The organism is Hymenobacter crusticola, assembly GCF_002154225.1.
GTDB lineage: Bacteria > Bacteroidota > Bacteroidia > Cytophagales > Hymenobacteraceae > Hymenobacter > Hymenobacter crusticola.
Window position 1 is genome coordinate 371,151 of sequence record NZ_MTSE01000005.1, and the last position, 22,483, is coordinate 393,633.

17 protein-coding genes are annotated in these 22,483 nt (G+C 49.5%); 1 reads left to right on the top strand and 16 read right to left on the bottom strand.

All coding sequences use genetic code 11. The features are described from left to right. The first annotated feature begins 3 nt into the window (after positions 1-3). Positions 4-1,065, top strand: a complete 1,062-nt coding sequence (locus BXP70_RS12890; protein WP_086594483.1) for a hypothetical protein — start codon at positions 4-6, stop codon at positions 1,063-1,065. On the opposite strand, the gene rodA is transcribed toward BXP70_RS12890, so the two are convergent. The 16 genes from rodA to BXP70_RS12970 form a co-directional block, all read right to left on the bottom strand. Next, entirely contained in the window at positions 1,062-2,354 is a 1,293-nt protein-coding gene (gene rodA, locus BXP70_RS12895; protein ID WP_086594484.1) for a rod shape-determining protein RodA, read from the bottom strand. The two genes, BXP70_RS12890 and rodA, sit on opposite strands and share 4 nt — an antisense overlap. 151 nt (positions 2,355-2,505) lie before the next feature. Beyond that, complete coding sequence (gene mrdA / locus BXP70_RS12900) at positions 2,506-4,338, bottom strand: penicillin-binding protein 2 (RefSeq protein ID WP_086594485.1); 1,833 nt, start codon at positions 4,336-4,338, stop codon at positions 2,506-2,508. Positions 4,339-4,471: 133 nt separating this feature from the next. Beyond that, positions 4,472-4,999 carry a hypothetical protein gene (locus tag BXP70_RS12905; RefSeq protein WP_086594486.1) on the bottom strand — a complete coding sequence of 176 codons (528 nt, stop codon included), beginning with the start codon at positions 4,997-4,999 and terminating at the stop codon, positions 4,472-4,474. Further along, positions 4,996-5,901, bottom strand: a complete 906-nt coding sequence (gene mreC / locus BXP70_RS12910; protein ID WP_086594487.1) for a rod shape-determining protein MreC — start codon at positions 5,899-5,901, stop codon at positions 4,996-4,998. Before mreC ends, BXP70_RS12905 begins: the two co-directional genes overlap by 4 nt. A 100-nt stretch (positions 5,902-6,001) precedes the next feature. Beyond that, the gene (locus BXP70_RS12915; protein WP_086594488.1) at positions 6,002-7,027 is read right to left on the bottom strand and encodes a rod shape-determining protein; all 1,026 of its coding nucleotides are present in this window, start codon (positions 7,025-7,027) and stop codon (positions 6,002-6,004) included. A 283-nt stretch (positions 7,028-7,310) separates the two neighbouring features. Beyond that, positions 7,311-8,555, bottom strand: coding sequence for a WcaI family glycosyltransferase (locus BXP70_RS12920; protein WP_086594524.1), 1,245 nt, complete (start codon positions 8,553-8,555; stop codon positions 7,311-7,313). A gap of 71 nt (positions 8,556-8,626) precedes the next feature. Then, positions 8,627-9,175, bottom strand: coding sequence for a WcaF family extracellular polysaccharide biosynthesis acetyltransferase (locus BXP70_RS12925; protein ID WP_086594489.1), 549 nt, complete (start codon positions 9,173-9,175; stop codon positions 8,627-8,629). After that, positions 9,176-9,631 (bottom strand): VanZ family protein, encoded by a 456-nt coding sequence (locus BXP70_RS31045; protein ID WP_086594490.1) that lies wholly within the window; start codon positions 9,629-9,631, stop codon positions 9,176-9,178. 71 nt (positions 9,632-9,702) lie between these two features. Next, complete coding sequence (locus BXP70_RS12935; protein WP_086594491.1) at positions 9,703-10,950, bottom strand: glycosyltransferase; 1,248 nt, start codon at positions 10,948-10,950, stop codon at positions 9,703-9,705. 269 nt (positions 10,951-11,219) lie between these two features. Then, positions 11,220-12,197: a glycosyltransferase family 2 protein gene (locus tag BXP70_RS12940; RefSeq protein WP_086594492.1), complete on the bottom strand. Its 978-nt coding sequence runs from the start codon at positions 12,195-12,197 to the stop codon at positions 11,220-11,222. A gap of 285 nt (positions 12,198-12,482) precedes the next feature. Further along, positions 12,483-13,658 (bottom strand): glycosyltransferase, encoded by a 1,176-nt coding sequence (locus tag BXP70_RS12945; protein ID WP_086594493.1) that lies wholly within the window; start codon positions 13,656-13,658, stop codon positions 12,483-12,485. Positions 13,659-13,703: 45 nt separating this feature from the next. Further along, positions 13,704-14,747: a CgeB family protein gene (locus tag BXP70_RS12950; protein ID WP_086594494.1), complete on the bottom strand. Its 1,044-nt coding sequence runs from the start codon at positions 14,745-14,747 to the stop codon at positions 13,704-13,706. A gap of 147 nt (positions 14,748-14,894) precedes the next feature. Beyond that, a complete protein-coding gene (locus tag BXP70_RS12955; RefSeq protein ID WP_086594495.1) occupies positions 14,895-16,601 on the bottom strand; it encodes a hypothetical protein in 1,707 nt (568 codons plus the stop codon). Between the two features lie 70 nt (positions 16,602-16,671). Then, the gene (locus BXP70_RS12960; protein WP_143436482.1) at positions 16,672-17,895 is read right to left on the bottom strand and encodes a lipopolysaccharide biosynthesis protein; all 1,224 of its coding nucleotides are present in this window, start codon (positions 17,893-17,895) and stop codon (positions 16,672-16,674) included. 566 nt (positions 17,896-18,461) lie between these two features. Then, on the bottom strand, positions 18,462-20,813 hold the full coding sequence (locus tag BXP70_RS12965) for a GumC family protein (protein ID WP_086594497.1): 2,352 nt from the start codon (positions 20,811-20,813) through the stop codon (positions 18,462-18,464). A gap of 9 nt (positions 20,814-20,822) precedes the next feature. After that, the gene (locus BXP70_RS12970) at positions 20,823-21,626 is read right to left on the bottom strand and encodes a polysaccharide biosynthesis/export family protein (protein WP_086594498.1); all 804 of its coding nucleotides are present in this window, start codon (positions 21,624-21,626) and stop codon (positions 20,823-20,825) included. Positions 21,627-22,483: the final 857 nt, after the last annotated feature.

Here is a 22,483-nt window from a genome sequence, read left to right on the forward strand (position 1 = left end):
GCTTTGCCTCCTAGCTTTTGGCTACGCTGGCGCCAACTGCTGCTCGTGTATCTGTTTGCGGTGGGTACGGTAGCCGGTAGTGCCTACACCATGTACGTGCACTATGACTTCTCGCACTCACTCGACACGCGCAGCTACTTGGGTGTGGCACGAGGCGAGTTTAGAGGAAATAGCGTCACGCGACGTTACCGCGTACTGGTACCGGCCGCTGCCGCTGCCGTAGCGTGGCCGCTAGAACGCATCTATGCCCATATTTGGCCCCAGCGCGCAACGAGCGACTGGGCGTTGCGCCTAGCTTTTTACCTGGTAAACACCTTATTGCTAGCAGCAACGGGCGTGGTGATCTTTCAGACATGTCTACTCTACGGCGCCACACCAACGGCGGCCCTGCTAGGCATGGTCGCCGTACTGACGAGTCGCTGGGCTGTCTACCTAGCGGGCTTGCCTCTGGTCGACAGCTTATATATGCTGGTATTTGCCCTAGCTTTTTACGCCGCCCGGAGCGGTTCGAGCCTTGCCTTGGTGGCTTGTATCTTGCTAGGTCCGCATGCTAAAGAGTCGTTCGTTTTTCTGGCGCCTTGGTTGTTGCTGTTTAGCCAACGAGCTGTACGCTGGCCCTGGCAACTTTTGTGGCTTGTGGCGTCAGGCCTACTTGCTTACGCCGTTCGCCATTGGGTCGATCAGCAAGCCGGAGCGGAGGCACAAGCTAGTGTGCAGAATGCTTTCAGCCACTTTGAAAACGTATCGTACTCTCTTCACCGCCTCTTCTCGCTCAAAGGAGTAGGAGAGATTTTCAGCATTTTCGGCTTTTTCAGCTTGGTACTGTTGCTCGGAGCGCGAGGTAGTTGGGCTCAGATTCGTTCTTGGCTGCAACCCCTGGGCTGGGCAAGTGCGGGGCTAGGTCTTGTGGTCGTAGTTCACATGCTTCTGTCAAGCGAGCTGGCGCGTATGGGCTATCTTTTTTCGCCGGTCTTTGCCGTGGCCTTCAGCTTGATTTTAACCCGGCATCCCTCCTTCCGCTGGCTCCAAAGCCCACCACGAACTAACCCGGAAAACAGGGGCTAGCGCACCAGATCCTGCTTACGGTAAGCATCAATAGCAAGCAGAATAAACAGCAGCGTTGTAAACGACCACAGCGAAGACCCCCCGTAGCTAAAGAAAGGCAACGGAATTCCCACGACGGGTGCTAGCCCGATCGTCATGCCGATATTAACGGCGAAGTGGAAGAAGATAATGCTGGCCACGCAGTACCCATACGTGCGGCCAAACACGGATTTCTGGCGCTCAGCGACGTACAGGACGCGGGCCAGCAGCGTCATAAACAAAACGATAACAACCGAGCTGCCGACCCAGCCCCACTCCTCGCCCACGGTGCAGAAGATGAAGTCGGTGCTCTGTTCGGGCACGAAGTCGAACTTGGTTTGGGTGCCTTCCAAGAAGCCCTTCCCGACCAAGCCTCCCGAGCCAATGGCAATTTTGGACTGCGTAACGTTCCAGCCCACACCTAGCGGGTCGGCCGAAGGATTGATCAGAACCTCAATCCGCTTGCGCTGGTGGGGCTGCAAAACGTTGTTGAAGAAGAAATCAACCCCGAACACCATTCCCACCACGATGCCCCACACACTAAGGGCTAGGGGCAAATGATGGCGCATTACCCGCGAATTAAACAAGAAGACGACCCCTAGCATCACCGTGAATGCGCCCACCAGCCACAGCTTCGGGATGAGCAGCGCCAGAATGAGGATAGCACCCGCGGCAGCTAGTACAATCAGAATAAGGGGCGACATGCCCTCCCGGAAATAGGCCAGCAAGAAGGCGCCAAACACTAATGCTTGTCCGGTTTCGTTGGAGGCAATAATGAGTAGCGGCGGCAGCAGCGTCAGGCCGGCGAGCACGAGGTGGTCGCGCCAGCTTTGGTGCCGCAAGTTGGTGCTCGCCATAAAGCGTGACACCGCCAAGGCCGTCGTAAACTTCGCAAATTCGGCGGGTTGCAACCGCACCGGACCTAGTTCCAGCCACGAGCGGGACCCCGCAATCGGCCGGGCAATCACCAAGGTAATGAGCAGCAGCAGTATCATGCCTCCGTAGAGGCCAAAGGCGAAGGTGTCGTAGGCCTTGTAGTCGATAACGACTAAAACCACAATGAGCACCACTGCCGTCCCAATCCATAGGATTTGCTTAAACCAGTTGAATTGCATCAACTCACTAAAACTCAGGCTAAATGCATTGGAAGGCGCGTCGGGAGAGTAACTAGCGGCATACACGTTCAGCCAACCGAGGAACACCATCAGGAAATAAATCCCGACGGTAATCCAATCGATACTACGGCTGTAACGCGCTGGTGAGGAAGGCATTGAGGGTGAGCTGTGGCTGGTTGGTTGGCAAGAGCTAGGTAAGCTTACTTGCTTTACCTAGCTCTTCGCATGAGCGGTAGCAAAAGAGCACTAGAACAAAGCGGCGGTTACCTTCTGGCATGCGCCGCCGCACGCAGACGTCAGCCAACGATTAGTGGTGCTTCACGAAACGGTCGGCGCTGCCGGGCAGCCACTCCTCCCACTTCTTGCGCACCACCTTGCCGCGCAGGTATTTCTCGATCATCAGCGACGCGAGGGGCGCGGCCGAGTTACCGCCGAAGCCAGCATTTTCGATAAACACGGCAATGGCAATCTTAGGGTCTTCGACCGGCGCAAAAGCGGCGAAGGTGGCGTGGTCAGCCCCGTGGGGGTTTTGTACGGTACCCGTTTTGCCCGCCATCGAAATACCAAACTGAGCTAAGCTCGCATAGTTGCCCGTACCTCCACGGCCATCCACGACTTGCTGCATACCCGGAATGATTTCCTCGAAATGCTGGGGCGCTACGGTCGTGTGGTGACGCTGCTGATATTCGGGCAGCGGCCCCCCATTACCAATGCCGCGCACAAAATGCGGCGTGTAGTAGTACCCCCGGTTGGCAATAGTAGCCAGCACATTCGCCATCTGCATCGTGGTTACCCCCATCTCACCTTGTCCAATAGAAAGGGAGTAAATGGTGCGGAAGTTCCAGCCATGGTGGCCGTATAGCTTGTCGTAAAACTCAGGTTTGGGAATGCGCCCCTTGGTTTCGGAACCCATATCTACCCCTAGCTTATCGCCTAGGCCGAAGGACATCACTTGGCGACGCCATTCGGCCAGACCTAGGCGTACATCTTCCCGGGCGTTGCGCGAACGACCACGCATCACTGCCGTCCGCATTACTTGGTAGAAGTATGGATTACAGCTGTTCTTGATGGCAATGCTCACATTGCTTGGGTACTCGTGGCGGTGCGTACACCGCACTAGGCTCCAATTGCAAGGGAAACCCGTAGCCGGCGACACCGTACCCATTTGCAAGGCCACCAGCTCATTTACGAGTTTGAATACCGAGCCCGGTGGCTGCGGGGCCCCTAGGGGGCGATTATATAGAGGCCGCTCCTTCTGATTCAACAGGTCCATGTAGCGGTTGCCCATGCCTTTTCCGGTCAGCACAGCTGGGTCGTAGGCGGGAGCCGAAACGGCGGCTAGTATCTCGCCGGTTTTAGGATCGAGGGCGACCACCGAGCCCCGTTTGCCAGCCATCAGCATTTCCCCGTACTGCTGTAGATCAATGTCGATGCTGGTGTGTAGGTCCTGCCCTGCCACCGAAAGCGTATCGAACTCGCCGCCCCGAAAAGCGCCCTTTTCGATGCCCCGCACGTTGACCATGCGGTACTTCACACCGCGCCGTCCCATCAGTTGCTGCTCATAGAACGACTCCAAGCCGCTACGGCCCAGAAACTCGTTGGGTTGGTACTTGGCGTACTTCGGATTTTCCATCAGCGCCGGCGTAATGGTGCCAACGTAACCTAGGGTATGTGCTAGGTTTTGCGTTTCGTAGGCTCGTGCCATCCGGGCCTGAATACTAAAGCCCGGAAAATCAATCAAGTTATCTTGGATGGCTGCTAGCTCCGGCGTACTCAGGTTCTGCACCAAGGGCGAAGCTTTCACCCGCGAGAAGGTCTTGGCCGTTTTCAAGCCTTCGCGTACTTCCTCCACCGTCATTTGCATTACTTGGCAAAAGCGAGCGGTATCGAGGCGCTTTACCTCCCGGGGCACTACCATTAAGTCATACACGGGTGTATTCTGCACCAGCAGCTTATGGTTGCGGTCGTAAATCAGACCGCGGTAGGGCGTCTGAACAATGCGCTGCAAGGTGTTGCGGTCAGCGGCTAACTTGTAGCTGCCATCGAGCACCTGAATGTAGAAAAGACGTGCACCAAACACCATGGCCACCACCAGAAAGATGGCCTGTACGACGTATTTGCGTCCTTCGAGGTATTGCAAAGCGAATAAAACAGAAGGTAAACTACTGCCGACTCCTTGGCCGGATTTGCAAAGATAACAGGTACCTAGCTGCTAAGTAATGATTGGGCACAAGTTTCTCCTTTTCAAAGTACTAACGGTCTCATGCTGCTGCTTATCGCTTGCTTCGTTTGGTTGGGAAGAAGAGCAGCTGAATAATCAGCAGCGTGAGGCTCGTGAATAACGTGCTAACCACAATTTTACCTAACGTGAGCCCAAGCACCCGGAAGCTACCTAGCTCTAGCAAAAAGAAAATAGCATGGTGTAGCACAACCAGCAAACTAAGGTACACAGTAAACCACTGCCAACCCATTTGGTGAATATTCACGGAGTCGGAGGCGTCGTAGCCGTCACGCGGGGTAAGCAAGCGCAGCACCCAGGGGCGTAAGTATCCTAGCAGCACCGCCGCTGCCGCGTGCACACCGCCCGTATCATAGAAAATATCAATGGACCACCCGAGCACAAAGCTCAACACGAGTTGCAGCACAATAGGCGTGCTGATAGGCAAGAACAGCAAGAAACCTAGGTAGAAGAAACACCATCCTAGGTCGAAGAGCACCAGCTTGCTAACGAATAACACATGTACGCCCACGTACAAAGCGAAGCGTAGCAACTGCACAATGATGGTCCCTACTCCCCTCATGGCTGGTCTTCTGCTGTAGGCTTTTTGCCGGCGCGTAGTTCTACTGTGTCGCGTTCGGGCTTATGTCGGTTGCTCACCACGTACACGTACGTCAGGTTAGAGAAATCAACCGCTAGCTTCACCCGCACCGTCCAAAAGTTTTTGTCGGGTTCTTTCACAAACGAATCAATAGTACCGATCAGGATTCCTTCTGGAAAGACTGCATTGTAGCCAGACGTGACAATGGTATCGCCACGTATCAACAAATTCTGCCGCGGGATTTGGTCCAGTAACGCGTGCGTAGGATCATCCCCTAACCACTTAATGCTTCCGAAAGTACCGTCACGCTGAATACGTGCTGAAATGGCGGTTTTGGAGTGTAGCACCGATGTAGCCGTAGCGTAGTGCTCGCTCACGGCTTTTACCCGACCCACCACTCCGGCCGCCGCCAACACGCCCATACCTGGTTGCACGCCTTCGTTGGAACCCGCATTCAGCGTGATGTAGTTATCTACGCGGTGCAGTTCATTATTGAGCACACGGCCCGGGATTAGTAAGTATTCGGGGTCCGACACGGGCAGCTGGCGTAAGCCAAGCAACACTGAATCGCGGCGACCGGGGCGCAAGGGGGGCGTCACGCCCAAGCTATCGGGTTGTCGCCCCTCTAGGTCCGAGCGATAGAGCTGTTGGCGCAATGCCGCGTTTTCGACGACCAAGCCTCGGTTCACCTCTACTAACCTGAAATAGTCGTAGATGCGGGTGCGTGCTTCCAGCACTCGCCCGGCGTAGGCGTTGGCGGAGTTGAAAAAGGCCGCTCGCTGGTAAGAGCTATTTTTGATTAGCAGATACAAACTAAACACCTCCAGCAGCCCGAACACCAGAATGCCCCGGTAGCGGAAAAGGAAGGCGAAAAGATTGCGCAAGGCGGTAGGTTAAATTATTAAATGGCTGGACAACTAAATGGGCATAGTCAACACTTCAGGCGACCACCCACTTAACCATCCAGCCATTTAACGACAGAAATTACGTTAAAAGTACTCCGCGGAAACCATCTAGGTTCTTGATAGTAGCCCCCGTGCCGCGTACTACCGCCCGCAACGGGTCTTCGGCAATGTGAATGGTCAGCTTGGTTTTAGCAGCCAAACGCTTGTCGAGCCCCCGAAGAAGCGCACCGCCCCCCGTCAGGTGAATACCATTATCGTAGATATCAGCCGACAGCTCGGGTGGGCTGATTTCCAGGGCTTTCAGTACGGCCTCCTCGATTTTTGCTACTGATTTATCGAGAGCAATGGCAATTTCAGAGGACGTTACTTTAATAACCTTCGGGATACCCGTCATGAGGTCACGGCCTCGGATTTCGTAGTCGGCAGGTGGGTTATCTAGCTCCGTAAGCGCGGCACCAACCTCAATCTTAATTTTCTCGGCCGAACGCTCCCCAATCAGCAGATTATGCTGCCGACGCATGTAGTCCAGGATATCTTGGTTGAACACGTCACCAGCTGTTTTGATGGACTGGTCACAAACGATACCCGAAAGAGCGATAACCGCGATTTCAGTGGTGCCCCCCCCAATGTCGATGATCATCGAGCCGACGGGCTGCTCTACGTCAATGCCGATGCCGATAGCCGCGGCCATTGGCTCCTGAATCATCCATACTTCTTTGGCGCCAGCATGTTCGGCGGAGTCACGCACAGCACGCTTTTCCACTTCCGTGATTCCCGAAGGAATACAGATTACCATGCGGTGCGAAGGCTGAAACAAGCGACGACGCGTGTCAATCATCTTGATCAAACCCTTGATCATTTCCTCAGCCGCGTGAAAGTCAGCAATTACCCCATCTTTCAGGGGACGGATCGTTTTAATGTTATCGTGGGTCTTCTCGTGCATTTGCTGCGCTTGCCGGCCCACGGCAATTACTTTATTAGTCGTTCGGTCTTTGGCGATGATACTGGGCTCATCCACTACAATTTTGTCGTTGTGAATGATGAGCGTATTGGCCGTGCCTAGGTCAATAGCAATGTCGCTCGTGAGGAAGTTGAAGAAGCCCATTAGGTAGCGGCAATTAAAAGAGAATGGGCGATTTGCGCCCTGGCAAAGTGGGCGCAAAAGTAAGCAAGTTTAGTTGAAGCACCGCTGTTCTTTCCTCGAACCTACTCTGCAATCAATAAACGGTATATTATAAAACTTAATAGAAAAGTCCTGTGGTCGCTCCGCGTATTTTCTGCTAACTCCTAGCAGATTAGCATGCTAGGTGCCGCCACCAGCTCACGGCAATACCCAGGCCAAGCCGCCGTTAGTACCTAGCTCTACAGCCAAGGCTACTACGTAGTACCTATGCCTGTCGCATTAGGTCCTCAAACGACTCCATGATCTTGTCGATGGAAAGGTAGCGCTCCGCGTAGGCGCGGGCATTCTCGCGCTGTTCGCTGGTGTCTTGCGCCAATGCGGTACGCAAGCCTTCATTTAGTGCTTGCTGATTCTCAGCCGCTACCAATACGCCCATGTTATACTTCTGCACCAGCGAATGCAGACCGGAACCAGGGTTTGCCGTAATCAATGCGAGGCCTCCAACTGAAAGAATCGTAGTGAGCTTGGACGGCATTACTAGGTCACTCGCCGTGGCTTTTTGAATTACCAAGTGAATGTCAGCTAGGTTCAGGAACTGGTTGAACTTCTCGAATGGCTGCAACGGCAGGAACGTGAGATTGGTAAGCTTCAGCTCATTAGCTAAGTTTTGCAGCTTCTCTTTATAAGGCCCCGAACCGCAGATGATGAACTTAACAGTCGGCTGCTGTTGAAACTCTTTGGCAGCGTACAGAATAGCTTCGAGGCCCTGCTTTTCCCCAATAGCGCCTGAATACAGCACAATTTTATCCGTTGGCGCAAAACCAAAATCTACTTTTATAGCTGCTTTATCTTCAAGTGGGTGAAATAGATTAACATCCGCCCAGTTCGGCAACAAAAAGATATCCTTCTTGGCTTTTTCCTGAATCCTAGCCACCATCCCCTCTGATATACTGCTAACGTAATCTGCTTTATCGAATATGTATTTCTCAAATCCTAGCAGAGCATTAATTACTTTCTCGGACTTGATCATTTGTAAATCCCGAGCTGCCTCAATTTGCATGTCCTGTATATGGTACATGAATTTTGCCCCGCGGAATTTTTTATACAAAGCACCTAATATTCCAAATTGGAAAGACGGAACAACTGTTACTACAAAATCATATTTTTTTGCAGGTAGTAGTTGAATCAGTTTAAAAAAACTAGAGACTAAAAAAGAAAAATCTAATAATATACGCTTTACGCCCGAAGGTTCAGCGGGCACATACATAGGGCACCTGTATAGTTTGATGCTGCCGCCCGAAGGAAAATTAGTTTGTTCAGTTGTATATCCGAATCTATTCTTATAATAGGGTTCTTGTACTTTCCAGTAAGGATAGTAGGGGTAAGTGGTTATAACAGTACAATCATACCCTTTTTCAGCAAGCCATTTAATCATTTCCCCGCTATATTTTCCTATCCCGGTAGGTTCAGGATAGAAGTTATAGCCTATTAGCAATACCCGCTTTTTCATTTTCAAAGACATTTTATTCCTGAGCATTCGTATCACCCAGAAATAGACGGTAGTGTTAAATACGATTAAAGTTATTTATTAATAACTCGCTTTCGCACGTATGTAGCGGGATTTCCTGCATAAATGCCCCAGGCTTCTAAGTTCTTTGAAGCAACCGAATTGACGGTCAGAATAGAATGCGACTCGCATATTATTCCTGGGCATACAACAGCATGCGCGCCTATCCAAACCCCATCGGCTAGCTTGATCTTTCCCAATCGATAAGGAAAACTAACTGCGGTATAGTCATGATTACCCGTTAGAAGCATAGCTCCTTGCGAGATACTTACATTGCTACCAATTATAACGTCTTCCAAGTTATCAATCCAGACAGACTCCCCAATCCAGCAGTTATCTCCGATTGTAAGCCGCCAAGGGTTTTTGATTCGCACATTCGGTTTAATCACCAAGCCTTTTCCCACTTTAGCACCAAAAAGGCGCAGCAAAACTTGCTTTAATTTATAGGGCCAAGGCAAGGCGCTATCTAAGATGTAATAATTCAGAAAATACCAAATTAATACTTTCAGCTTAGGACCTGCTTTATAATTACCTGTTTCAAACTGTGAAAGGTCTGTCTGCATCTATGTAACCGAATGTAAGGAATCAGAGCGGAATGAATTTTTATAGCTGTTACTCAACAAGCGTTTATACAGGAATAAACCTAGCATTACGCCAAGCGTATTGAGTAATACATCGTCGATATCAGGTACGCCAATCTGCCACGAAAACTGCGCTAGCTCGATAAGTACACTGATAGATATTCCCGCAAGAATAATAGCGTACGTGCTATTGAACCTAAACAGCCGGATTAAAAAGAAAGGCAAAGGCACAAATAATAACACGTTGCCAAAGAGGTTGGAAAAAAAATTCCAATAGCCCGTAACACCCGACTGAAAAGATTCAACCGTCGACTTTACTGGAATTAAATTCACCAAATCATCGTGCCAGATTAGAACATTCCTTCTTCTTGCAAAAAACACGATGTAAGATAACGCCGCGACATAAAGCACAAACCAAACCCACTTTACTACTCTCATGGCAGATTTATTACAGTAGCTAGGACATAAGTTGTGGCACTTTTGCAACTTTCCCCTGTCCTGTTGTACTGCTACTTCTTATATGATATTGCTTCCAGTAAATGTGTCGCGGCAGGGCCCGTGGCAAAATTACGAACAAAGCAATCATGAGCTTTTTGGCCCATAGCTAGCTTTTGGGCTTGCGTCATTTGCTGCCATTGCCGCAGCCCCTCCTCTACCCCCGTCGGAGTATCATCCGTGACGATACCGCCACCAGCCCCTTCAATCTCTCGCCATATGTTCACCTGATTCGAAATAATGACGGGCTTACTGCAAGCCAATGCCTCTACCACCGCGATACCGAAGTTTTCCTGGTGGCTAGGTAGTACGAATGCTTCGCAATGATAAAAGGCTCCCCATTTGGCTAGCCCCGAGAGCATGCCCGGAAAGAGAATGGCGGCTTGTGCCTCCTTTGTTTTAGAAGCTACCTGTTGCATTTGCTGACCATAGCTGGTTTCTAGGCCTGGGCCGGCTACTATCAAACGGGGCTGTTCGGGCAAGGTAGCGACGCTAGCAACGCCAGCAGCTACCGGCGCTTTTGCTTCTACGCCGTGAACTTGAACACTAGTTTTTAAGTAAGCATCCAGCAGCAAGTCTACTCCCTTCTTTTCGTGAATCCGGCTTAAGAAGAGTAGATAAGGCTGGTCTTCCAACTGAGGACAATGCTTCAGAAAGGCCTCGCGCATACTTGGCGTATAAACCGGCGGTTCCTCGACCCCTAGCCCAACCACAACTTCCCGCTTGGGCTGATAGGGCCGGAATGGCTCGCGAGCCAGCAGACGCTCTGCTTCGCACGTAAACAGCACGCCATCGGCATTATTGATAACGCGTCCCTCTATTAGTTTCCAATAGGCCCAGTTTCGCATTGCTTTCAGCCGCCGCCCGGCAGCTCGCTGGAAGTAAGGATCGAGCATACCGTGAGGCATCACATACAGTGTAGGCGCCGCCCCCGGTTGCTGACTTTTGTAGCGTCGCAAAGCCTTTTCTACGGCGTAGGTAGGATATAGCCAAAGCCCATGTGCAATAATGCAATCAAAGCGCCTGAAGTTATCCAGAAGCCATGGCATCAGTTTTTCGCTGTATCCCCAAGGACCTTTCGCCGGACCGAGTGCATGTATTGGGAAAGAATCATGGGCAATGAAAGAGGCGTCTGGGGCATCTAAGCTTACCACCTCACTGTGCACTCCCAACTCAGCTAGGCCAGCGACTATCGTCCGTACTGCTTGGCACACCCCGCCCATTTTGGGGTCCATTCCTGCAATAACATGGAGTACATTCATGAATTTCTGTCTGCAATATGTTCCATCAATGTAGCGTATCCGGCCCTCCTATAAGCATCGGTTTGCTAAGAGGTCTAGCAATATGATTGATAGCTATTGCTAGTTGCTGAGATTGATCGCAGCCTGACAGGGCATAAAAGTACATAAGAATTGTCAAATACTATCTTTCCTACATTACATCTACAATATGATTCGTTATAAAATCCTTGCAGAATTAGTGTAAGCGCCTAGGTATGTACCCAGTACATCCATATAATTACTTCGACATCTTACTTGCTTTTACTTCCTGCTAAATAAGCACTTATATAAAATAATATCGTTTGCATAAGAGTTTGTCGCCGTACGCCGTTTTCTAGGCTTTTCAAGAAGGATGATAAACGCTTGTTTTTTAAAAAATCAACGAAATCGTCAATCATCTCAATTTGCCCTGCAGTTAGCAAACTCAAGTATTTATTTTTAAACACCTCAACCATCACTATTTTCTTCTCCACATCCCGAATGCTCCTGCGCTGCACAATAATTCTTTTAAATCGATTGCGCAAGGAGCTATCATCGTAGCTACCTGATATATTTTTTCCGTGCTGCCGGTAAAGAATAGTTTTTTTGTCTGCATAATATATTTTACCCAAGGCACTTGCAACCATTGCAATCCAATAGTCATGGTTTTCTGCCCTAGGTGGTATATCTCCAATCACGTTCAAAAGCTTGCTATTCAAGATGGTAGTGCATCCATAAACAGGGTTTTGAGCCAGTAGGTGACACAGATTCAACTGTGGAATCTTCGTTGCCTGAAAATTCCGGCTCGCTTTTATAATTTTCAGTTCAGTATTAACGTAGTGAAAATTTGTATGAATAAGTAAGGAGAAATTCTTACCATACTTATGTTCAAGGCTACGCATTTTAGCAAGGCTATACGCTATTTTGTCGGGCAACCAAAAATCGTCTTGATCGCACAACATGATGTATGCCGCGTCTTTCTTACGAGCCAATCGCAAGAGCGCATTGAAATTCAACGTACTACCAAGATTACCTAGGTCATCGTTGATAATAAATATTCTATCCGGAAAGCGTGCCTGATAAGTAGCTATGATGCGCAGAGTAGCATCTGAGGACGTATCATCTCTAATTAGCAATTCCCAGTTAGTATGGGTTTGCTGAAGAATACTATCAAGTTGTTCCTCAATATATTTAGCACCATTATAAGTGGCCAACAGGATGGTAACTTTAATAGCACTTTGATCCAGCATACCCTATTCTACTCGAATGTTATCAAAAAAGTTATACTTTTAAGTAACACTAATTTACTGCTTTCAGGACACTTCGTAGCTACCTGCTGCTATAGAAACTTATTGCTTCATTTATAACCTTCTATTAAAAGCACAAAATTTTGGTTTGCAGCCTCTTTCAGGGAGCCATAAGAAACAAGCTACTATGCTGCTACATCACTGCTGCTTACTACACTTCAAGTAATGAAAAGCAGACTACCTGTAGGACTCGGTATCGTTCTACTGCTTTTACCTGACTAAGCGTAGTTATTGAATAGTTTTATAGATCTCTTCTATCCTGTTCAGCGCGTTCTCAGAGTTAAACCTAGCTACGTTCGTAATACCTGCAGCAATAGCAGCACTGCGTTCTGCAGGTGGAAGGTGCACTACTTTGTCAATGGTTTTAGCTGCTGCTGCTGCCCAGGCTACGGCTTGGGCTTCGTCGTGCGGACGACGAGGAATCAAGAAACCAGCTTCTCCCGCCACCTCCGTCATAGGCGCCTCACCAGTAGTAATAACCAAACAGCCCGAGGCCATAGCCTCCGCAATTGGCCAGCCAAAGCCTTCTGCAATAGAGGGAAAGAGGAAGACGGTTGCCCCCGCGTAAGCTAGGTGCACAAGTTCGTCGTCAAGGCCACTTACAACGTGAATGTCTTCTTTAAATGGCGAGATGTCTCTCACGCTGTTCAGCTCTGGAGTTAGCGGCCCCCCAATAAGCAACAAGGGCACAGCAATAGAACTGCTAGAGCGCCAAGCGTTATACAGCTCAATAACACCTAGTCGGTTCTTGTACCACTGATTGCCCCCCACGTGTAATAAGTACCCGTGGCTCAACTCGACACCGGTTGCTTTGCCCACCATCGTACGGGCTTTCGTGCAGTCGTATGGAGTTAAGGCTTCGCTTAACCCGTTGTATACCACTTCTGACGTCAATGGAGGAGCAGGCAAGAAAGTATGCAGTTCTTCCCGGGTTTTGCGCGAAACAGAAATAAAGTGCTTGCCTTTGGAGTACCCCGCCCGAATCATACGCTGGTATTGCCGGCCCGACCAACCCGTTGGATTTTCCGGGATTTGACCTAAGGCTGAGCGCTGGGCCATGAAATCGTGGCAGTGCATCACGTGCGGCCGATCGGCCACCAAGGGCACCCAGGGCCCTAGCGCGTTATCAGCAAAGACAAAGAGTGTATCCGGAGGGCAGTGCTTCAAACGCTGTCGTACCTCCATGGGAAATACGAGGTACTGATCGACGTAACCTAGCCACTTTTTCGGACCTCCCGTCACGGGCAATTCGAACAACCGGGATCTAGGCGCCCACATTTCTACCTGATGACCGCGGGCCCGCATGCCCTCTGCCAACATACGCGCGAAGCGCGGCATGCTGGCGAAAGCAGGCATTCGCTGGTCGCCCATGAAATCGGGGTGCGTAAAAAAAACGAGATGCATAAACGACGCAGCGAAGCCAGATGAATGTAGATGCGCAGCGCTGCCTTAGCGGATGTTCACTTCCGCCAAGATCTTCCGGCAGATGTCTTCGTTTCCTACGCCGATTGCCCGCACTTTACGCATACCTGCTAGGCGAATACTTTCCCGAAGGGCGTCGTCGCTGAGCAGTTTCTTACAAATAGTAGCGCACTCAGCAGCATCGGCCCAGAAGACGGCCTCCTTGCCTTCCTCGTAAATTTCTTGGTGCTCGGAAGTTCGCTCGGCGCAAAACAAACCGCCAGCAAAAGGAACCTCCAACGACCGTTGGGTGTGCAGGTCGCGGTTGCCTTTGGATAGTAGCCCCAAACAGATCTTGGAGCCCTGAATAGCAGCTACATATTCCCGACCGCTAAGGTTGCCACCGCGGTAAGAGGATTTGAGCGTCTCCCAGTGCGGTGACTTCGACCATCTGCTGCCCCAAATGCTCAAGGGTACACCTTGGCGTAGGAGTTCCATCATGAAATCATCCCGCTTCTCGTGGCGCATCCACGTGCCAATGAAAACTACTTCACTGCGGAAAGAAGCGGGGATATCATCGATGCTATCAAAAGGCTTATGAGCTACTTCATCGTAGCTACGCAGAACACGCAATACCCGCTTTGCATGCAACTGGCGGCACTCCTCTTCACTTTCCTTCCGCACTACGGCAACCAGATCGTACATGGGCAGTGCTTTCAGTAGCACATCAAAGCGCCGGCCGTCACGCTTGCCGGTTGGGTCATCTAGGTTGTAGAGCACAATAGGACACCTTAGGCCCTTTAGCACGTCTAAGCTTGCCGGACTCAGCAGCTCCCCACTATCAACCCACACGACGTCGTATGCCGAGTTCTTCTGGAGCAGTGCCGTTAGCCACTTCGTGATCTTTCCTTGTAAGAGCCGAAAACCAGTCCGATAGTGGATGGCGTGAAGCAGCGGAGAGTCTAGCTGAGCAGCTACTACCTTGTGGACATCTTGGATATCAACGCTGTGCCCTAACCGTTCAAGAGCTTTTGCCCGGTGCGAGGAAGTAGCAGCCGGGTGGTTGTCACCTAGGTAAAGGATTTTAGCCATTGAGCAGTTATGTATAATCTGAAGTGAAGCAAATGTTATTGGGCGATTTTGGGGAGCGACAACGCTTCCAGCAAGCCATGTCTACTTGAGCGAAGTGGGCAGTAGCAACCCATTAGCTGCGGCAATATAGGCAAGCTTGTATTCTTTTTAGCGCCTAGTCAACCTAGCGTAGTCTGCAGGGTTCATGCTTTTAGACCCTTGAAATACCTTACTAATAAGACGCGTTGCTTGGAAAAGCACGACATATAGCAAGATCATTTGTACCCAGCCGCGTAGCAAAAAAGTAGCTGTCGTTACGACTGACTCAGCTGGCAGAAACTGAAAAATGCCTGTGAGTACCAGCAAGCCACACAAGCTGAAGCGTAAGGGAGTACCCGTGCCGGGTACTTTGCTAGAAATAGGGACGTAGGCTACAAACAGGTCAAATAAGAAGTAAACGGGTATCATACCGAACCCCAGGATGGCTAAGTACCACCAGCCAAAGGCAGCCATACCAGTACCCGCAAAGTGTCCGGTCCGGAACCCACCTAGCGCCTCAATAGGTCCGCCAGCCTCCGCGTACAAGTAGTCACCGATCGAAACCCCGTACACGTTCTCCTTGTCCGCGTCAATATCCAAGGCCTTCAAAAAAGGATCTGGTAAGGCCCCAAGGATATAGTTAATCGAGTACGTCAACATATCCTTGTCTTGGTCGCCAATTTTAGTTGACTGCACTAAGCTCGCATCATTAAACTTCAGGTTGGAGAAGCGTGCCGTAAAGATGTTATCCAAATAACGCTCGTCCCATTCATCGGCTGTCGTATTGTCGTTTTGGCGCCGAGCCCGAATGGCGTCTTTATCTTGGTAGGCCTGCCAGGTCAGTTCAATCAATTCAGCATTAGAAATCTTGCTGCGTTGTCCTCGTACGATAACCATAGCCGTACCAATGTCGGCAATAGGCCCTGTAACCATTAGGAAAGCTAAGCCAGCAAGCGCTGCATTACGCAAGGTGAATAGCCGCGTTTTGAAGATTCCGAGCAACAACGCAAATCCAAAGCCGAAACCAACGGAGGTAAAACCTATCATAAATGCACCCCGACTGTTGCGGCCAATACTAACAACAAATAGAAGTACCGTGAATGCCACCAGCATGGGCACTAAACGCTTGTCTGGGTCCTTCATGCTCCCATACATACGCCTGAATGGGATGAAAAAAGGCGCATAAGAGAATGGTATCAAGCCCTGAATAGCCTTATCAGAGGCAGCACCCGTTACCTCCCACCCGACCGAAGGCGAGATAAAATAGGCATATACGGTGGCCCCTAGCCCTATCAACCCCATAAGCCAAAGCTGCAAGTCGAAGGGCGGCGTAAACAAGCCAATCTTCCCTAGTATGCTATTGGGATTGCTCAGTGGCATTTTTACGATGCCCCGATAGCAGGCATGCGCCAGTAGCAGTACGATCAGCGACAAAATAGAGTGTCCAAATACATGATAAGGAAGCTCTAGATTGAAGGTAACAGGCTTTCCTTCTAGCGTTGTGAATAGCAAAGGAAAGTAAAACTGGGTGGCCGTGAAGCCAAGCAGTAAAAAGCTTGATAGCGGATAGGTATTAAGCCGGTCGGGGCGCAAAAACTGCGCGCTTAGCAGCGCCCAAGCAATGATAATGCACCCTAGGGCGAACAGATTAGCAACGCTTGAGAAGAAGACAATTTGAAACACACAAGCCGCGAACAGCGCCAACCACGAGCTACGCACGAAGTTGAATAGGAAACTGTTTGTATCTGGCTTATCAGGATACGCAAGCGCTTTGTAAGAAAGAGCTGCCGGCTGCGTGAGTGCACTGCGAAGGTTAGATGACCACACGTTAGGCATTGGAGAAGTAGTGAGTGGTATGCGCGCTAGTTTAAATTTCGCTAGCCTACTTTGTTACTGATACAAATACTTATTTGGTTGGTGCATACAGCTTTTTCATGCCAGGCAAGCTGCTCGCAATTCGTCGGGCATGTTGCGTAGCTAGGTCAGGCAACACATGCCAATAGCGCCACATGTTGCCAGCTAGCAACACCGAAGACCCTAACAGGATCAGCCATTTAGCTTGTGGTAACACAACCATAGCGCCCATCGCGGCGGCGGCTATCCAGACGGAAGCCATAGCAATGTTAAACTGGTGCTTTGGCCACAGCAAACCATTGCTTTGCAACCAGCGCTGCGCTACTACCCGGTAGCCAACCATAGCGGCTACTTCGGCCACTAGCAAGGCAATACCTGCTCCTAGGATATTCATAAAGGGAACTAGTGCCGCAATACCACCTACTACTACTACAGCCGCTACGGCCGATAGTGTTAGTTGAGCCTTTAAAAGGTTGTTGCCTTTCACAACGGCAATGGCAGGTTGCGCCACAGCATATACAAGTACACTCAGTGAGAGAGTGGCAAACAACAGCGGGTTGAACGTTACGCGTCCGCGCGTCCATAGCGTGTATAGCGGCTCCATCACGGCTTGCAATACGACCATGGCGGGCGCCATCAGAGCCACCAGCACAAACCATAAGGTTCCAAAAGCTGCTTCGCTCCGGTCTTGGTCGCGCTGGTGCAGAAAACGCATCAACTCCGGCATCAACGGGTTGATTACCGTATTAAGCCCTTGCAAGGCTACATTTGCGCCAGTGCGCATCGTTGAGAAAGCCGCTAAGCCTGCTGCCCCCGATAGCGGAGCCAACACCAGGCGGGCGCCTTGCTGCCGTGCATTCTCCAACAAGCCTTTACCCGAAATAGCTAGTGAGCGCACAAAGTTCTTGTAGCCAACTTTTAAAGATGGTTTGCTATACGGAATACCTTCTTTACGCAGCAACCGCAGCAAGTCGAGATACATTGGCACAGCGACAAGTAACGACGTAGCGGTCATAACGATGCCAGCAGTTAGTAATCCGGCTCCCATTACGACAGCTACTACAGGCGCTACAGCACTAAGCACCGTAGTCAGCAGATTCCACCACGCCATGCGTGGGAAATAGCCAAAGGGAGCTAGCACCCGAAACAGCAGACCCGATATACTATTGCACAGCAGCCACGAGACACTTTGCAGTAATACGATAATCCCGGCAGCCCGAATCAACTCTGGATCTATTAAGCCAGCATGCTGTGATTGGCCAAGCAGATAAGGCAACACACCACTCAGCAGAAAAATAATTAGAAGCAGTATTTGCCCTAGGCTAATGAGAATACCCGCGCTAGCACCTGACCACAAAAACTTACTTAGCTCTGAAGGATTATCTCTACCTATTCGTAGAAATTCATACGCTAGAAATTCTTGGTGCCCAAAATCTAACGTGATCATCAAGTTAGTGAGCGATAAGATGGCAAGCCATATACCGTAGGTGACAACATTCCAATGTGATAAATACAGAGGAACTAAAGCCATTTGGGATATCATCGTAACCCCGATCTGCGCCCAGGATGCTGCACTCCCAGAAATTACGCGCGCTGCAGTTGACATACTTCGCTTACTTTAACTCCAACAAGAATTGCTTTTGGAGCTGCACATTCAAGCAGATTTAGTGAGATAATAGTTGAGTGTAGTTTATATAACCAATAAATAATAATGCAAAGATACTACTTGTTTAGGCGAAGCTTTTACGCCACCAAACGAGCAGGATAGCATATTCTAATCACTGAAAAGGCACTATGGAGTAGTTCAATTCGAATTGAACTACTCCATAGTGCCTTGAGGTATTAAACTAATTTTTTGCTCTTTTTAGTTTTGCTAGCCTCTGGGTAACCGTAGCCTTGGCCGTAGCCATAAGCAGATAAGTTATTGGGACGTGCGTCATTCAATACCACCATTAGCTGGTTGAATGTGTGTTCCGTGCGCAGTTTGTTAATAAACTGTAGTTGCGCTTTCTGCGTGACGTTGTAGCGCACCACATACAAAGTAGCATCCACGTAAGGAGCTACACTATATGCATCGGCTACTTGTCCGATAGGAGCTGAATCGAGGATGATATGGTCGAAGCTTTCCTTGAGCACGTTGAGCAATTGCCCTACGCGGGGGCTCAGCAGCAACTCAGCTGGGTTAGCTGGTAATTCACCTGATCCTACCACATACAGCCCTTCAACGGTTGAGCTTGACTGCACAAGGTCATTTATCCGCACTGATTCGTCGGTCACGTATTCGCTCAAACCTGGTCCCGAAAGCTCACCAGCTTCCGCTAGTGAACCAGGTTTACGCAGATCTAGGTTTACGATAATCACCTTCTTACCTGCCAATAGCAAGCTTGCTGCTAGGTTCAGACTTACGAACGTTTTACCGTCACCGCTCCGGCTAGAGGTTACCAAGATCACTTGATTGGCAGCGCCAGAGGTGGCTAGTTGGTAATTCGTACGCAATAGGCGCACCATCTCCGCTAGCGGACTACGCGTGTTGGGCGAGATAACAACTGTTTCGCGTGTGCGATTATGCGCCAACTCTCCTAATACGGGTACGCCAGTGGCCCACGCTACTTCCTGTAAGCTTTGCACTTTGTCGTTGAACATGTTCTTCACATAAACAAAGGCAAACGGTAAACCTAGCCCCAGCATTAGTGCGATGAAAACAACGGCCGTTTTCTGCGGGCTCACCGGTGCATCGCCAGCTTGTGCAGCGTCGATTATCCGAGCATTCGATACGGCACCAGCCAAAGCTAGCGCAGCTTCTTCTCGCTTCTGAAGCAGATACAGATACAGGTCTTTCTTTAAATCCTGCTGCCGGCTAATTTCCTGCAAACCACGCTCAATGGTAGGCATTTGCTGTAAACGCGAACCAAACTGTCCTGATTTTGCCTGCAGGCTACGCCGCGTGATAACCAAGTTATTTTTGAGTGTGCGCAGATTTTCCAAAATGCTACCCCGCAAATTGGTCAGCTGATCCGTCATAGTTAGTACCAGTGGGTTATCAGCCTGCACAGTACGTAGCATTCGTTCGCGCTCTAGCTGCAACTCATTGAACTTCGTGATCAACCCTGACAACGTAGGATCTTGCACACTCAACGTGCCTGGGATCAACTGATTAGGCTCAGTGGGTTGATTGATATACTGCTCAATCGAGGATAATACATCTAGCTGAATGTTGAAATCAGAAAGCTGTTTGTTGTAGCCGCTTGCTTCCTGCAAGGACTGTTGAACTTGCGAAGTAATGTTGACTACATTGTTCTCCCGACTGAACTTCTCCACATTCTTCTCTACCGAAGTAAGATCCGATTCCAGATACTTCAAACGGTCATCAATGAAGCGGATAGTATTGTTAGCCAGTTGATTTTTGTCTTCTACAGCTTCCTGGTTATAAACTTCTACTAACTTGTTGAGCACAGCTTCACCGCGCTCAGGCACTGCATCTGTTACGTTGAGCGTAAGTAAGCTAGCTTGTTTGTTGATCGTTGATACACCGAGCTTCTTGGCGTAAGAACCTGCTAGTTCACGCCGATCTTGGAAGCGAATTAGTAAAGGATGTTGCCGAAAAGCCGCTAGGTTGGCTGGCTTGCTCACCACAGTGAACTCTCCATAAGGCGTGTGCAACAGCTGCCCAAAAGCATACGTCTGTGCTGTCTTATTAGCCTCCCCCAAGGTGAAATGCGTTGCGTCAATTACTTGCAGCAGCACTTGCTTGTTATAGGCACTAGAATCTAGGCGACTGATAAGCAGGCGGCAAGGCAGATTCTCACCATACAGCTCTTGCTTACCTACACGCCCTTTAATGTAGTAAGCCGCCTGCATATCGAGGTTCGCAAAAACCCGCTGCATTAAGCTATTTGACTTCAGTAGCAGAATCTCGTTGTCGATATTCTTGCTGGCGTTCTCCTCATTCAAGTTGTTGAAGCGCTCGTTGCGTTGCTGCTGCGGCTCGTCTTTCTTGTCCTTGATAAGGATTGTCATATTGATGCTGTACTGCGGCACAGTATAGCGCAAATACAACCACGCGCCCGTTAGCGCTACTAGTAAACCAAGGGCAAAAAGGTACCAGTAGCGACGATACGTGGCCCAGGTGAGCGGCTGGGGGGGTAAAGCTGCCTCGGTAGGCAATAGCTCACTTGTCGTATCGGGATATGCCATGGTATTTATCTATTTAGTACCAAAGATGTTCTGGAAGTTGAAAAGCACTGCGGCTAGTACCGTGATACCCATACCAGCAAGTGTTAAGGTCAGCGCGTTTGTGCTAGCCTGTACTTGCTTGATCTTATCTGGCGCAACATAAATTACGTCATTTTGCTGCAGATAAAAGAAGGGAGAGGTCAGCAGGGCCTTGTCATTCAGATCCAAACGCGTAGTAGTGCGCACTTGGTTCTGCTCACGTACCAACAGTACGTTTTCGCGACGCCCGTAAGCGGTCATGTCACCAGCCAACCCGAGTGCTTCCAATACCGTGATGCGCTGCGTAGGCACCAGGAAGGTTGAAGGCCGGTTTACCTCTCCGATAACAGTGACTTTAAAATTCAGGAGCCGAATAGTGATAATAGGTGATTTAACGTATTGCTGTAGCAAGCTAGTCATCTTAGTGGTCGCCTCCGTGTTGGTTAGTCCAGCTAGCTTTACTTTGCCTAGCACTGGAAAATCAACGTTACCATTCTGATCTAGCAAGTAGCCTTCGGTCGGAGTAGATTCGGTGCTGAGCGTAGTTGCTGCGGCGCCTGGGGCAGACAACACTCCTCGGTTGAAGAGGGCATTAGATTCTGGGTTTAAGCTGCTCACTTTGATGCTTACCAAATCGTTTGGTTGCAAACGCAACTCTACGGGTGCTTCAGGTGGGGTCTGATAACGATCATTATCTTTCAAGTTGCTGAAGTACACCAAGTTACGAGGAGTACAGGAGGCTAGCAGCCATAAAAAGAGGAGCGGTAGGATTCTACGGGCAGATATGCTACTCATGCGAAGAAAAGATTACAATAAGCTTATGAACTCAAGTTTTCCAGTAGGTCGGAGGAAATAACAAGCAGTTGCTGAACCAGGGTTCTGCTCTTACTAATAGAGTTGTTAGCCTTTCACTAACACTCAGTAAGTTTTCAGAAAAGTCAGCGAAGTGTCATTTTCAATTAAGACGCAAGTTAGACAGCTTATAACTTTTGCTGTAAACAATACGAAGGTAAGTAATATAATCTTGTTAATGACAAGACAAACTAATAAAAATATGAATCTATGAATACTTAATTGTTCTTGTATCCTTATACAGCCCCTTCATCCAGGTAATTTGCTTCTTCGTAATCCAAGAATTTAGCGCGTCGATCACTCATTGCCTCAAGAGTAGTGCGAACTACTCTTGAGGCAATGAGTGTTGGTTTTAAGACGTGAATGCCAAACAATAGCCGGCACAGGTTATTAAGTGCCCCCAACGATGCTTCAGATGATACAAGCTAGTTCCCCCTCTTCTACTACATTCAGTATGGCTAGCAAAGTATCGGTTTATGTCTACACTATCTCCACGACTCCTCTACTCCTACATCTATAGCTGTGCTACGCACAATAGATTAGTGTACTAGTATATGCGCACAACAACTCTAATCTAATATGCTTTCCTGCTAGATTCACTAATTGGCGTGAGCAAAACTAGTACCTGGCTAACACATCACCGCTCGCTCGATCTTTACAAAAGGTAAGATCGAGCGAGCAGTTTTTATTAGCTTAACTAACTGTGAGACAAGCTTAAAAAGCATTCTCATTGCCTTTAACTGCTTGTTTTACAGTTAAGAGCACAATCTTCAGATCGAGCAGAAACGACCAATTCTTGA